This is a genomic window from Blautia sp. RTP21359st1_E11_RTP21359_211015, assembly GCF_040910705.1.
Taxonomy (GTDB): Bacteria; Bacillota; Clostridia; order Lachnospirales; family Lachnospiraceae; genus Blautia_A; species Blautia_A fusiformis.
Genome location: NZ_JBDGAB010000024.1, coordinates 25,391 through 40,348, shown reverse-complemented (window position 1 = coordinate 40,348; position 14,958 = coordinate 25,391). Strand labels below are relative to the sequence as shown.

At 47.1% G+C, this 14,958-nt stretch carries 9 protein-coding genes; 3 read left to right on the top strand and 6 right to left on the bottom strand.

Annotated features, from left to right (window positions below; all coding sequences use genetic code 11):
• Positions 1-11: 11 nt before the first annotated feature.
• Together addA and addB are read right to left on the bottom strand one after the other, a co-directional pair.
• Positions 12-3,734 carry a helicase-exonuclease AddAB subunit AddA gene (gene addA / locus AB5026_RS09990; RefSeq protein WP_302690703.1) on the bottom strand — a complete coding sequence of 1,241 codons (3,723 nt, stop codon included), beginning with the start codon at positions 3,732-3,734 and terminating at the stop codon, positions 12-14.
• Between the two features lie 4 nt (positions 3,735-3,738).
• The gene (gene addB, locus AB5026_RS09985) at positions 3,739-7,137 is read right to left on the bottom strand and encodes a helicase-exonuclease AddAB subunit AddB (RefSeq protein WP_368213248.1); all 3,399 of its coding nucleotides are present in this window, start codon (positions 7,135-7,137) and stop codon (positions 3,739-3,741) included.
• A 167-nt stretch (positions 7,138-7,304) separates the two neighbouring features.
• Between addB and AB5026_RS09980 the strand changes: the two genes are divergently transcribed.
• Positions 7,305-7,742, top strand: a complete 438-nt coding sequence (locus tag AB5026_RS09980; protein ID WP_110103232.1) for a hypothetical protein — start codon at positions 7,305-7,307, stop codon at positions 7,740-7,742.
• A 23-nt stretch (positions 7,743-7,765) separates the two neighbouring features.
• On the opposite strand, the gene AB5026_RS09975 is transcribed toward AB5026_RS09980, so the two are convergent.
• The 4 genes from AB5026_RS09975 to AB5026_RS09960 all read right to left on the bottom strand — a co-directional run bounded on the left by AB5026_RS09975 (position 7,766) and on the right by AB5026_RS09960 (position 12,714).
• Positions 7,766-9,715 carry an NAD(+) synthase gene (locus AB5026_RS09975; RefSeq protein WP_110103233.1) on the bottom strand — a complete coding sequence of 650 codons (1,950 nt, stop codon included), beginning with the start codon at positions 9,713-9,715 and terminating at the stop codon, positions 7,766-7,768.
• Between the two features lie 19 nt (positions 9,716-9,734).
• Positions 9,735-10,616 carry an Hsp33 family molecular chaperone HslO gene (gene hslO, locus AB5026_RS09970; protein ID WP_015527218.1) on the bottom strand — a complete coding sequence of 294 codons (882 nt, stop codon included), beginning with the start codon at positions 10,614-10,616 and terminating at the stop codon, positions 9,735-9,737.
• Between the two features lie 17 nt (positions 10,617-10,633).
• Positions 10,634-11,407 (bottom strand): class I SAM-dependent methyltransferase, encoded by a 774-nt coding sequence (locus AB5026_RS09965; protein ID WP_022426586.1) that lies wholly within the window; start codon positions 11,405-11,407, stop codon positions 10,634-10,636.
• Between the two features lie 176 nt (positions 11,408-11,583).
• Positions 11,584-12,714, bottom strand: a complete 1,131-nt coding sequence (locus tag AB5026_RS09960) for a hypothetical protein (RefSeq protein ID WP_059086908.1) — start codon at positions 12,712-12,714, stop codon at positions 11,584-11,586.
• Between the two features lie 443 nt (positions 12,715-13,157).
• On the opposite strand from AB5026_RS09960, the gene AB5026_RS09955 reads away from it, so the two are divergent.
• Both AB5026_RS09955 and AB5026_RS09950 read left to right on the top strand, forming a co-directional pair.
• Positions 13,158-13,715, top strand: a complete 558-nt coding sequence (locus AB5026_RS09955; protein WP_118608389.1) for an ECF transporter S component — start codon at positions 13,158-13,160, stop codon at positions 13,713-13,715.
• A 54-nt stretch (positions 13,716-13,769) separates the two neighbouring features.
• A complete protein-coding gene (locus AB5026_RS09950; protein ID WP_368213247.1) occupies positions 13,770-14,900 on the top strand; it encodes an alanine--glyoxylate aminotransferase family protein in 1,131 nt (376 codons plus the stop codon).
• Positions 14,901-14,958 lie beyond the last annotated feature (58 nt).

Below are 14,958 nucleotides of genomic sequence, written 5' to 3'. Positions count from 1 at the left end.
TCATTTTCAGATCAGAGACTGAACGCTTCTCCAAGAGTAAACGAATAAATATACCGTTCCTTCACCTTCCGGCCTGTCATCCGTTCCAGCGCCTGGGCGTAATCCTCCAACTGTACATGATAACGGTCGATCAGCTTCTGTTCTTCTCCACGTCTCACAAAGTCCGTTTTATAATCCACCAGAACGATTTCTTCATCCTCTATAAAATACGCATCAATGATTCCCTGTACCAGAACATTTTCCTCACACTGCCACTGCGGATCAAGCTCCGAAGCTTTTCTTGCGATCACAAAAGGCTGCTCCCGGAACAGAAGTCTCTTCTCTGAAGCTGCTTTCATCCGCTGTCCGAGAGGTGTTTCCACAAAATTCCAGATATCCTTTACCCGGACCGACTCAGCCTCTTTTCTTTCCATCTTCCTGGCGTCAACCCATTCTCTCAGCTGTCTGCGGATCTCATCCCTGTTTGCTGTCTTCTGATAGTCCAGGCATTCCATTACACGATGATAAGCCGTTCCACGAAGTGCCCCTGTATACCCTTCCTCTTTCTTCTCCTCGATAAATCGGGGAACCAGCGGCTGGATCTCTTCTTCCGTCTCATAATCCACCGTTTCTTCCAGATCCTGCTCACTGTGGTAGCTTCGCTTTTTCAGTTCTGATACACTCACCTTCACAGGAAGATCTTCCAGATATTGATAGGGATATACAAAGGAAAAACGTCTCTGGATCTCCTCCCGAATCTCACTGTCAAAAACTCTGCCCGGATTCCAGTTCTCCAGTGTTTCCTTCTTCATTTCCCGCTCTGCCTGTTCCATAACCTCACTTTCTGTCAGTTCCTGTGCTGTGACCCGTGTAACTTTGAATTCTGCCGGATCTTTGTACAGAGGATTTGCAGTATTCATAAAGATGCCATATTCATGAAATAATGGTGCCATGCAGCGATGCCTTGCCAGTGCCGGAAGCACATAATCCCAGTAAGTCTTCCCGCCAAGCCTTCTGCCCAGAGAAAGCAATGGTTCCTCACTGTCCCTTAATGCGGACAATTCTCCCAATTCCGGATGCAGGGCTCCAATAGTTCCACTGAGGATCAGTTTTTCCTTTGCACGTGTAAGCGCTACATAAAGTACCCTCAGCTCCTCTCCGAGGCTTTCCATCAGGAGCGCTCTCCGTATGATCTGCCTGCAAAGGGATGGAGCGATGATCCTCTTCTCCGGCAGGATCGCATCCGCACCGATCCCCAGCTCCGGATGGATCAGGATACTTGCGTTCATATCCCGGAAATTAAAGCGTTTTCCCATTCCTGCTGCAAACACTACCGGAAACTCCAGTCCCTTGCTCTTATGGATCGTCATGATCTGTACTGCACTTTCCCCGGTTCCGGAAAGATTTACCTCCCCGTAATCCACCTGATACTGCTGAAGCTTCTGGATATATCTTACAAAATTAAAAAGGCCTCGATAGCTTGTCTTCTCATATTCCATTGCCTTTTCCACAAGCATGTTCAGGTTTGCATTCCTCTGTTCACCATTTGGCATTGCCTTTGCATGGTCTCCATATCCGGTACGTGCAAGTACCTCCAGGATCAGCTGGTGGACCGGCGTGTAAGCCGCCTTATCACGAAGTGTATTCATGGTATCCATAAAACAGGACAGCTTCTCTCCGAGGATTTTTTTGTTTTCCTCAAAGCTCCCATGCTTTCTGTAGTCCTCCACAAACCTGCACACACATTCATAGATCATTCCTTCCGGATATGCGATCCGAAGCTCAGCCAGCTCTTCTGTGGTACATCCAACGATCGGTGAACGCAGTACGCCGGTCATGGGAATATCCTGCAGCGGATTATCCAGGATCCGGAGATAATTCAGCAGTGTCACAACCTCTGTTGCAGAAAAATATCCGGTTCTGGAGGCCGTATATACCGGTATCCCTCTTGCACTCAAAACCTCCCCGAAGGTTTCAGCCCAGCCTGAAGCAGATCGGAGCAGGATCACGATATCTCCATATTGAAGAGGTCGATACTCTCCCGTTTCCTTATCCAGCACCCGTTCATGCCCTACCATAGATTGGATCCTTCCTGCAATGGCAAGGGCCTCCAGCTCTCTCTCATTCTCCGTTACTTCTTCATCCTCCTCTTCCAGCAGCGGACTGTATTTATCCACAAGAAGGATCTCTGTTTTTACAAATTCCGGATCCTGGCCTTCCGGAAAAGAAGCTCCGGGATACAGAGCTGCCGCCTCGTCGTAAGCAATTCCTCCCAGATCTTCCCCCATGATTTGCCGGAAAATAAAGTTGACACTTTCAAGGACTTCCGGTCTGCTTCGGAAATTTTTGTGCAGGTCGATTCGCTGTTCCGAACTGTCTTCCAGTGAATAGCTCTTATATTTTTCCATGAACAGTTCCGGACGGGCCAGACGAAAACGGTAGATGCTCTGCTTTACATCTCCTACCATAAATATATTTTTGCGTTCATTGACCCAGCCGGAAACTGTCTGCATCAGGATCTCCTGAACCAGATTACTGTCCTGATACTCATCCAGCAGGACCTCATCATATTTTTCAGAAAGCTCTCTTGCCGCCTGGCTGGGCACATAGGTTTCTCCTTCCTTTTTCAGAAGGATGTCCAGGGCAAAATGTTCCATATCTGAAAAATCCAGAACATTTTTTTCACGCTTCTTTGCCTGGAAACGTTCTGCAAAATCCTTTGTCAGCTTTACCAGCATCTCCAGCGGTGGTGCAGATGCTTCTGTCAGTTCCGTCAGCTCAGCCAGATTTCCGTAAAAATATCGGATTCCCAGTTCCTTCAGATTATCTTTTGCATCTTCGCGAAGAGCTTTTACTAGATTTTTCAGCTGCTCCGATACTCCCTCCATTTTTTTTGAGGAAAGTCTTGCAAACTTCAAATTCCGGAGATTTTGCGCTATCTCATCATAATCCCTTTTAACGGACAGTTGTTTTAACTGCCGGATCAGTATCATATCTTTTTCCAGAGCCTCCAGATAAAGCTCCGGTCCATCCTGGAGCTGACAGGTCTTCATTGCGGTTTCTGTAAGCTCTTCCGCTTCTTTCAGTGCGCAGTCTGCAGCCTCCCACAGATATCGGAACCATCGCGTTCCCTCAAGACCTTTTTCCGGATCCAGATGATAATTCTCCACACAGCTGTCCAGCCATTTTTCGGGCCATGGATTACTCATCGCAGCATTATAAAGCTCCAGCACATGTTCCTTCAGTCCTTCATCCGTTTTTCCTGGCGCATAGCATTCCACAAATGCAGTAAAATCTGCCTTTCTTTCTGCATAATGATCTTCAAAAAGCTCCTTCAGCACATCTTCCTGCAAAAGCTTCAGTTCACCCTCATCTGCAGTCCGGTAACCCGGATCCAGTCCGATCAGATGAAAATAATTTCGGATCACATAGGCGCAAAAGCCGTCAATGGTAGTGATCTGTGCCGTATGGATCAACGTCATCTGTCTCTGCAGATGCTCATTATCCGGATCTTCAGCCAGTGCCTGATCCAGTCCACGTTCGATACGTTCCCGCATCTCTCCCGCTGCCGCCCTTGTAAATGTCATGATCAGAAGACGGTCAATGTCCACCGGTTTCAAAGGATCCATGATCTTACTTAAGATCCTCTGCACCAGCACTGCAGTTTTACCGGAACCGGCTGCTGCGCTGACCAGAATATTCCGGTCCCGGAGCGTGATGACCTTTTTCTGCTCCTCAGTCCATTTCACTGCCATTCTCTTACTCTCCCTTCATGATCTTTTTCCACAGTGCATCTTCTTCTATGGACGACAGCCTGTGAAACTCATATCCCGGTATCTTCCTGTCGAAGCCGCACACAGTAAGATACGGACAATATGTGCAGGCATTCTTTTTTCCAAGTTCATAGGGTTCCACTGCCGCATTTCCATCCAGGATCGATTCCCTGATGTCACAGATTTTTCTCCGCACATACGCTCCCAGAGCATCAAACTGCTTCCTTGAGGCAACAGAAGATCTTTTGCTGAAGCTTCCGTCCCGGTTCAGGGATACCGGTATGGAGGCCATAGTGCTGTCGATTTTGGTACTCATATTATCATCTGCCTGTACAAGCCCGTTCATTTTCATTTTCTTCAGCATCTGCTCATTGATGCTTTCCATATCCGCATGGATCTTCTCCTGTATCATAGGATCCTTCACATTATAATAAAACACACCGGCCGGAACGATCTCGCGATCCGGATACTTCCTTTTTTCCACCTGTAATGCTCCATCCAGATAGACCATCAGCTGAAGCTGAAGGCCATGATACAACGCCAGCAGATCAAACGAAGTATTTCCGGTTTTATAATCGATCACCTTCACATAGACCCGGTTGTTCTCCGGCTCTTCCATGATATCCACACGGTCGATCCTTCCGCCCTGAAACCTCACCTCAAATCCTTCCGGCCGGAATGCTCCATGCTTCAGCTGTTCCTGCAAAGCCCACACGGTACGCCGCAAAATACGTCTGGTCCGTTCGATCATATATTCATTTCTCGCACTGCTTTTAAGGATCGTATTTCCGTAATCTGCGGAAACCTGATCCAGACAGCTGTCTATGATACGGTTTCGCTCTTCCTCCGTAAGCTCTGCCCAGTCCAGTCCCTCTTTTCGGACTTCCGCCGCAAATTTTTCCAGTGCCATATGCATGACATTCCCCATATCCATAGCCCGGAACTCATACTCTGCACGTTCTGTAACCTTCAGGCCATACTGCAGAAAATGTGCAAATGCACAGGCCGCAAAACGCTCCAGCCGGGTAGCACTGTACGGGGAAATTTCTCCATAGAGGATCTTTGCCACTGTTTTTCCGATCTTATCTGACGGTCGTTCTGAAAAAGATGCCTCTGTAAGTTTTTTTACAAGGATCCGGTATTCCGGGCTCTGAAGATACCAGCTGTACAGTTCCTGGAATACCGCATTATCCTGGTAAGCTTCTCCTGCAAGCCCTCTCAGGAAATAATCCAGGCTAATTCCCGGAAGCTCCAGTAATTCCATAGGTTCCTGCATATCTCCGCACTGCCGGATCTCCATTTCCGGAAACATCTCCCGGATATTACTGACAAGAAAGGCCGGACTCAGGGCTTTTCCCTGGCTGTCAGACTGACAGAAGGACAGACAGAGCAGTTCTCTTGGCTTGGTCATGTTCAGATACAGATAAAATCGCTGCATGTTCATCAGTTCCTTGGGCCCCGGTGCAAGCTGGATCCCCTGATCTTTAAAAAATTCTCTGTCAATCTCCGTAAGCATTCCTCCACCGGATGTATTCTTCGGAATATTCCCTTCATTTACTCCCACAAAAAACAGTGCACGGATATCCTTCAGCCTGGTTCTCTCCATATCTCCCACAAGTACCTGGTCCATACTTGGCGGGATCAGAGCCACCTTGGCCTGGTTCAGTCCTGTTTCCAGAAGCTGACGGAAATCCTGGCGGTTCACGGTTTCCTCTCCAAGGATCTCCACCATATTATCCAGAAGTTCCATAACAATTCCGTAGATCTGGGCATATTCCTTTTCCATGGCCTTGTCGCCCTGTTCCTTGAATTTCAGTTCCTGATGCTTCAGTTTCTGCTGCACCTGGCTCCGCACTGCAAACTCGTAGAGAAAAGTACAGTATTCCCGCACCGTCTTTTTCCCACCTTTAAAGCTTAGCGCAAGCTCTCTGGTCTCATCTGCGAACCGCTGCCGGATCTCATTAAGCCTCTGAATGCTTTCCGGCGGCATTCCCCGGTAAATACGCACCCACACTTCATCCCATTTCTTAAATCCACGGATACCAAGAGCCAGCACATAATTCTCCAGAAGGTCTGCTTCCTCCCTGGTCACACAGGACATTCCGCACCGGAGATACCGGAATACACTCTCATAGGAAAAATCCTGCACTGCCATCTCAAGTGCTGCCCGGAAATATTCTACAAACGGATTCATCAGGACCGTATGCTTCTCATCAATGAAATACGGGATCCCTGCTGCTGTAAATACCTGCTTTGCAAGATTTCCATACTCCTCCAGGTTACCTGTGATCACGGCGATCTCACCGTAACGGCAGCCCTTTTCCCTTACAAGTCTGGCGATCCGGCGGGCAGCTTCTTCCATTTCCTTCTGCGGGTTCACTGCCGAAAACATGCAGATCTCATCCTGCGCTTTTTTATATATATTTTTTCGGTAACGGAAGATATTTTTTTCAAGGAAATGAAGGGCAGGTGCCTGGGAAAAGCGGGATTTTCCCACATCCTTCAAAAGAACCGGTGTCTCGATCTCCCTGGTCAGCTCCGAAAGCCCGTGGATCATCTGACGGCTCATATAAAAAAGCTGATAAGGTTTTCCTCTCATGTTCAGATTCTCATCCGCATCCATGGTCACCGTTACCATCACCTTCTCACAGACAGCAAGAAGTTCTCCCACAACACGCATCTGAATAGGCGTAAAACCGGTGTAACCATCCAGAAGGAGTACACTGTTTTTCATTTTTTCAGAAAACGGAAGAGCTTTTTCCAGCGCATCCATTACTTCTTCTCCTGTCATATAATGATCCTTCAGATATCCGGTAAATGCCTGGTAAAGAACAGCTACGTCCTTCAGCTTCATCTGAAGTAACGCTCTGTCACCGGAATCCTCGATCATCTCCTGGATCTCACTGTCCCGGATATCGTACTGCATAAACTCCGACAGGATAGACTTCACTTCATCCAGGTATCCCGCTTTACGCATCTGACCTCCCAGATAGGAAAGCTCCTTTCCATGCTGCTGTACCATCTTCTGCAGCACCATACTCTTACCGGTTTCTTCCAGAAGGATGCGGCTGTCTCCTCCAACTTCCTCCAGAACACGGTATGCAAGACGCTCAAAGCTCAGGATATCAATATTCAGGATTCCCCTGCCCGGACTCATCTCCACCAGTGTCTTCTGGGTCTGCATGGTAAACTGCTCCGGCACGATCACATAAAAAAGCTTCTCAGGATGCAGCCCTGCCTGTTCTATGATATTCTGATAAGCATAACAGGATTTTCCGCTTCCGGAACTTCCTATGATAAACTGTAATGACATCTTCATCCTCCCGATCACTTGCAGATTTTCAGTCATTCCGGCGCCATCCTGCGCCTGAAGTATTCCTATCATACCACAAATTCTGCTCCTATAGAACGGTCGTTCACTATATTCTGAAATATCTGCCTGCTCTTTTCCTTATTTTTCTAGGCACAGTATCGAATAACCTGCGCACAGCTGTGGCATAAATCCTCCCTCCCGATAATAAACTATATAAAAAGCTTTGGGAGGCGTGCGCCATGAGTTCCAAAACCAGGATCATCGTCCTACATATGAAAGAGATCATTTACACAGCTGTCTTTCTGGCTCTCGCTGTTGTTCTGGCTGTCGTTCTTTTCTTCATGTTCGGTCCCGGAAAAAATACCAGTCATACAGACAGCGAAAAATCCCGCTACAAGCCGGGCGTCTATACCTCTTCCATCACCCTGAACGAGAATACCTTCGATGTGGAAGTTACTGTAAATGCTGACAGGATCAAGGCCATCCGTCTGGTGAATTTAAATGAAACCACAAAAGCTTCCTATCCTCTTATGGAACCGGTTCTGGATTCTTTGGCAAGTCAGATCTATTCCAGTCAGTCCCTGGAAGACATTCAGTACGCAGGAGACCGGAAATATACCTCCCAGGTACTCCTTTCAGCTATCACGGATGCAGTAAAAAAAGCGGAGAACACTTAAGCTCTCCGCTTTGCGATCTACGTTCAGATTTCAATCTTCTCCAGCACATCCTGCCAGATCCTTGCACTTGCATCACTTGGCATTCTGAGATCTCCTCTTGGAGAAAGTGCCACGCTACCTACCTTCGGGCCATCCGGCAGACAGGAACGCTTGAACTGCTGGGCAAAAAATCTCCGATAGAAGGTTTTCAGCCATTTCAGGATCGTCTCTTTATCATAAATCCCATCAAAGGTCAGGCAGGCAAGCCTGTAGATCTTATCCGGTGTAAATCCTGCACGCAGCATGTAATACAGATAAAAATCATGAAGCTCATAAGGTCCTACCAGATCCTCCGTCTTCTGGGCGATCTTGCCATCCTTAGGAGGAAGAAGCTCCGGGCTTACCGGAGTATCCAGGATATCCAGAAGAACCTCCTTCAGTTCCTCATCTCCGCAGGTATCCGCATAATAACGTACCAAATGACGTACCAGTGTCTTCGGGACAGAAGCATTTACACCATACATGGACATGTGATCGCCATTATAGGTTGCCCAGCCAAGAGCCAGCTCGGAAAGGTCTCCGGTTCCCACAAGAACACCGCCTTCCTTGTTTGCCGTATCCATCAGGATCTGCGTACGCTCACGTGCCTGGCTGTTCTCATACGTCACATCGTGGATCTCCGGATCATGTCCGATATCCCGGAAATGGATATTTACCGCCTCTTTAATATTTACCTCGGTAAGCCTTGCACCAAGGCAGCGGCTTAACTTGCAGGCATTCTGATAGGTTCTGTCTGTGGTTCCAAAGCATGGCATGGTCACACAGTGGATCTGTTCTCTCGGCATTTCCATCCGGTCAAAGGCACGTGCCATTACAAGAAGCGCCAGGGTAGAATCCAGTCCTCCGGAAAGTCCTACTACCGCACTCCTGCTGTGGATATGCTCCATACGTTTCTTAAGTCCCATAGCCTGGATGTTCAGGATCTCCTCGCAGCGCTCATCACGCTCTTCCTTCACAGACGGAACGAAGGGATACTGTGGATATTTTCTGGTAAGTCTTGTTTCCTCCTCTGCTACGGAAAAATCAACTCTTGTATGACTGCAGGTAGAAACTGCCGGATACGTGGACATTCTTCTTCTCTCATCAGCCAGTCTCTGCACATCGATCTCACTGTAAATGATGCCGTTCTCAAAGCGTCTGCTTTCCGCAAGCATGGAACCGTTCTCTGCGATCATATTCTGTCCGCCAAACACGAGATCCTGGGTAGACTCCCCTTCCCCTGCACTGGCATAAATATATCCGCAGATCAGTCGTGCTGACTGCCCGCTTATCAGAGTTCTCCGGTAGGAATCCTTACCTACCATCTCATCACTGGCAGAAAGATTAACGATGATATGCGCACCGTTGACGGCATGACGGATACTTGGCGGCGCAGGGACCCAGAGATCCTCACAAAGCTCTGCTGCAACGGTGAATTCCGGAAATTCCTTACATTCAAAGATCAGCTCTGTTCCAAAAGGAATTTCATCCCAGAACTCATCCTCCTCATTTTTCTCGCACTTCAGGAAGTCCACAAATTCCACATCTTCTTCCTCTGCACCTGCAAACTGTCTCTGCTCATAAAACTCATTATAATTCGGAATATGCGTCTTCGGCACAAATCCCACGATACGGCCATGATTCAAAGCTGCTGCCACATTATAGAGCTTGCCTCTGTGACGCAGCGGGAGTCCCACAAAGATCAGGGCGTCCGTCTCCCTTGTCTCCTCTGCAATATGCAGAAGCTCATCCCACGCACTGTCCAGAAGACATCTCTGGAGAAAAAGATCGTGACAGGTATATCCTGTGATACAAAATTCCGGAAATACCATCAGCTTGACATGTTCCTTTTCCATTTCATGAATGGCCTTCAGGATTTCCTCTCCGTTTGCCTTGCAGTCTGCAACGGTAACTCTCGGCGTTGCCGCTGCCACCTTGATAAAACCATGCTTCATTTTTTCTTCCTCCCGAGTTTTATCGCTTGCACTCTCTTATGATCCTCTTAAGATCTTCCACGGTAAAATTATAATTCTTATTGCAGAAATGGCAGTTCATCTCAATGTCCTTGCCTTCCTGGATCATCTCGTTAAGTTCTTTTCTTCCGATGCTGATCAGCGCTTTTTCCACACGCTCTCTGCAGCAGTTGCAATGAAACTGTGTGGGCAGTGTATCATTGATCTCTATGTCAAAGCCTTCCAGTACTTTTTCAAGAAGACTTTCCGGTGTGTGTCCCTGCTCCAGAAGATTGGTAACAGAATCGATCTTTGATACGTTTTCCTCAAGCTTTGCGATCACCTCTTCCTCTGCAAAAGGCATCAGCTGTACAATAAAGCCTCCCGCCTGACGGACTGTATTATCCTTATTCATCAGCACACCCAGTCCTACCGCAGACGGAACCTGCTCGCTGGTTGCAAAATAATAAGTGAGATCTTCTGCGATCTCGCTGGTCTGAAGAGCAACCTGTCCCACATATGGCTCTTTCAGTCCCATATCCTTGATCACATCCATAAAGCCTACGCCGACAGCTCCCGCAACATCCAGCTTGCCTTTGCTGTTTGCCGGGATACATACATCCGGATTCCCCACATAGCCCTTTACATTTCCGTGAGAATCTGCAGTTACTGTGATTCCCTGCAGTGGTCCTCCTGCATGGATCCGAAGTGTAAGGAGATCCTTTTCTCCTTTCATCATAGCTCCCATCATGGCACCGCCAGTAAGGAGACGTCCCAGTGCCGCTGTTGCCACCGGACTGGTGTTATGATTCTTTCTCGCTGTCTCCACCATATCGGTTGTAACAGCCGCAAATGCACGGATCTGGCTGTTTGCCGCTGTTGCTCTTACAATATAATCACTCATATAAAAAATTTCCTCCTTTATTTCTCGTCTGACGGAATTTCCTTTCCATGTTCTCTGGCCACAAAAGTCAGTCTTCCGCTGTCCGGCTTCGGTGCATCCTTGGTGTATGCGTCATAAACCGCCAGCGGGATCAGGCCTGCCTTTTCAAGAAGTTCCCTTACTTTCTCCGGATCATAGGCCTTCTGGTAATGAATTTCCTCGTCTCTCTCATAAAGACCATCTTCTCTCGGAAGAAACAGAGTCAGATCATACACATTGATCCCGGTCTCCTCATCAAATTCATTTTCCCAGATAAAGCTTCCCTCTTCCCGATTCTCTGCAATAGTCGTATTTCCAAGCATTTCCCGGTATTTATACGGGGTGTTCATATCAAATATGAAAATTCCATCCGGATCAAGATAATTGTTCACCAGTTTAAATACAGTAAGCAGATCATCCTCCTCTGTGATGTAATTCATACAGTCACAGACGCTGACGACAGCACGTACTGTTCCATAAAGTTCAAACTCCCGCATATCCTGTTCCAGATAAAGGATCTCATGACCGGATTCTGCACGTTTTTCCATGGCTTCGCCAAGCATTTCCTCAGAGTTATCCACACCGATCATATCATAACCGGACTCAGCCAGAAGCTCTGTCATCACTCCGGTCCCACAGCCAAGTTCCAGCACGATCCCGTCTTCAATTCCGTATTCTTTAAGACTTCCTATAAGATATTCCGCCCATTTTTCATATTCCACATTGTCCATGAAAATGTCATAAACTCTGGCGAAATCACTGTATGCTTCCATAAAAACCTCCAAATATTTTCCGGGCGTTCCATCGCCCGCAGCGTTCACATTATACCATGTCTTCCTGTATAAGTATACGCCTCTGACATAATATGACACAAAAAATCCGGGACCGCAGCCACAAAAGCTGTGATCCCGGAATTCTTATCTAACCGAATCTCCTGCTACTCCAGGCTTTACTGTACAGGCATATAGTATACGTCTGCAGCCTCACCGTGCCAGTAAAAGCTTGTTCCATCCTCTTCATATACATCACAGTCATACTGAGAAGAGAAGGTGAAACGGTTTCCTTCGTTATCCATCCATGCACCGTTTCCGTCCGGAACGATAACACGTGGTTTACCATCGGAGTTTCTGTAAATAGTTCTTGTCTCATCTGTGTTGCCAAGCTGCTCATCTGTAAATCCGCCATTTACGATAGCACCGGAGGAGCTGCTGTCAGTGGATGCAGTTCCATTGGAAGAACCATCAGATGTACTGCTTCCGTCTGTAGATGTTCCGTCAGATGCTGCACTTCCGTCTGTAGATGTGCTTCCGTCGGCAGCTGTAGTTCCATCTGCTGCTCCGTCAGAAGAAGCTGCTGCATTACCATCTGCAGATGCACTTCCGTCAGAGGAAGCTGCTGCATTACCTTTACCGGCAGTCTTGGCTGCGGAACCATTTGCCGCACTCTTCAGAGTGGAATCACCAAGGATCGCAAAGCTGTCGACAGACTCCTGAACCTTTTTCAGAGCATCCTCTTTTTTAACAGATGCCACAAGGCTGTAATACTCACTGTCATTTACAAAGTATTTATTGATAGCATATACATAACCGTCACTCTTGGTCGTATCCTTATATTTCACAGTATAGGAATAAATGTTGATTCCGTCTTTCTGATCTGCCTTGTAATCCTGGATCTCAAAATCGGTTCCATTTACCATGTTCTCTGCCTGTGTCATGGAAACTGCCATATCCTGGGAGTTCGGGATCACTGCGGATTCCAGATCTGCGCCGGATCCGTGAAGGATCAGGATCCTGCCCTGGTCCGGAGACTCGAAGCTTACCATATCTGTCTCGTCGGACTTGTTGGCCCAGGTTGCATCCGGAAGCTTGATCGCTACGGATTTATCCTTGGATGTATAGGTTGTATTCTGTGCGTCTGCTGCAACAGTCGGTGTAACCTTCGCTTTTTTCGCCGGTGTCGGAGTAGGAGTAGACTCCACAACCACGCTGTCCTCTTTTCCTCCTCCGAAACTACATGCCGTCATGACACCAGAAAGAGCAACAGTCATAGCTAAAAGTGCAATAAATTTTTTATTCTTCATAGTATCCTCCTCATAATCATCATCAGTCACAAAATGTGTCCGGAACATTCACTCCTGAACACACTCTTTGCTATAGTTTACGATTTTATTACAGCTTTGTCAATTGATTTCTCCCTGTACTTTATGAATATCCTGTAAGCAGATATCCTGCTCCGTACAGGATTTTTCTAACATTATAATTTTCCCAGATATACCTATCTTATTCTCTTCTTATGCTGATCCTGTATTTCCCGTTTTACGCCTTCATTACGAAAGTTCTGATTTATTCCCCACCAAGTAAGCCTCCTGTTTTAATGACAAATATCTCCTTGAATCTGTCCCCTCTTTTTTTTCTATAATTGTGTCTTTATTCATGTACACTCATGTTGTAAAGTATACCCAACCAAAAATATATGAAAAGAGGACATCCATACATCGATGTTTTCGGGAAAGGATCTATCACTATGGAAAAAGCAGTTCAGACATCTCAGAGAACTGACCAGGAGCTTTCATCTGTTCAGTTTCTCACCATTACAGCGGCATTTGTTGCACTGACTTATATCTTCACCGCATTTATTAATGTTAAGCTTCCGATCGCTGCCAACGGCGGACTGATCCACCTTGGAAATGTGCCGTTATTCATCGGTGCCATTTTATTCGGAAAGAAAACCGGAGCCATTGCCGGTGGGATCGGAATGGGGCTCTTTGACCTTCTCTCCGGCTGGACCCTGTGGGCACCATTTACTCTTATTATTGTAGGGATCATGGGCTTCACAGTAGGTAAGCTCACAGAGGATCACCGGCACCAGAACATCAAATGGTATGTGATCGCCATTGCCGCAGCCTGCGTGATCAAGGTTGCAGGATACTACATTGCAGAGGTTATCATCTACGGAAATCCACTGGCACCGGTATCTTCCATCCCGGGAAACCTGGTCCAGATCGGTGTTGCAGCTGTCATCGTTCTCGTAGTGATCACACCATTAAACCTTGCAGCAAGAAAAACCGGATTAAAAAAATAGCTGTAACAGCTGCCGTAATTTGCGGAAATAATATAAAGATCAAGAGGTGAGCTTATGTATAAGATCATGACACCGGGACCTACACAGGTCGCAGAAAATGTCCGTCTGGCAAGAAGCATGGAATGCACAAATCCGGATCTGGACGAAGATTTTGTCGAATTTTATAAAGAAACCTGCGAGAAGATCAGCACTCTTCTCCATACCTCCAACGAAACTCTCATCTTAAGCGGTGAGGGTATCCTTGGACTGGAGGCTGCCATTGCTTCCATGACTGAGCCCGGAGATAAGGTTCTTGTTCTGGACAATGGTATCTACGGAAAAGGCTTTGCCGATTTTGTTTCCATGTACGGAGGCAGACCGGAGCTTTATACCAGAGATTATCAGAACACTCTCAATGTAAAGGAACTGGAAGCCTTCCTTGCGGATAACCATAACTACAAATATGCAACCGTAGTACACGGCGATACTCCAAGCGGCATGCTCAACGATGTATCTGCCATCTGCCCGCTTCTTAAAAAATACGGGATCCTTACCGTTGTAGATTCTGTTTCCGCTTCCTTCGGCGAGCCTCTGAACATTGATGCATGCCAGATCGATATCATGTGCGGCGGATCACAGAAGGTGGTATCTGCACCTCCTGGACTTACCTTTGTTGTAGTCAGCAGCGATGCAAAGAAGGCAATGACTGAAAGAAAGACACCCATTGCTTCTTTCTACGCAAATCTCACAACCTTTGCACATTATTATGAAGAAAAATGGTTTCCATATACCATGCCGATCAGCGATATCTATGGTCTGCGGGCTGCTATTGACAACATTGCCGATGATCCCGGGATCCTTACACGCCACGCCAAAATCGCCGCAGCCTCCCGAAAGGCCATTACAGGAGCCGGCCTGAACCTTTACCTGCACAGCGGATATTCCAGTACAGTTACTGTTTTTGAAGTACCGGAGGGCACAACAGCCGAAGCGATCCTTGAGGGAGTAAAAAAAGACTACAACATTATGCTGGCAGGTTCCTTCGATGTCCTAGCTGGCAAAGTGATCCGCATCGGACATATGGGAAACAACGCTACATTCTATAATGTAAGAGAAGTTTTCGCAGCCCTAGACGGGACTTTACGCAGGCTTGGCGTTCCGCTTAAGGCTTCCATGGAGGATATCTTCTGCAAAAACATGCAGTAATTTCTGAGATTTCAATAGTAAAAAGCACTGTAAGATGAATCCAACTTTTCATCTCGCA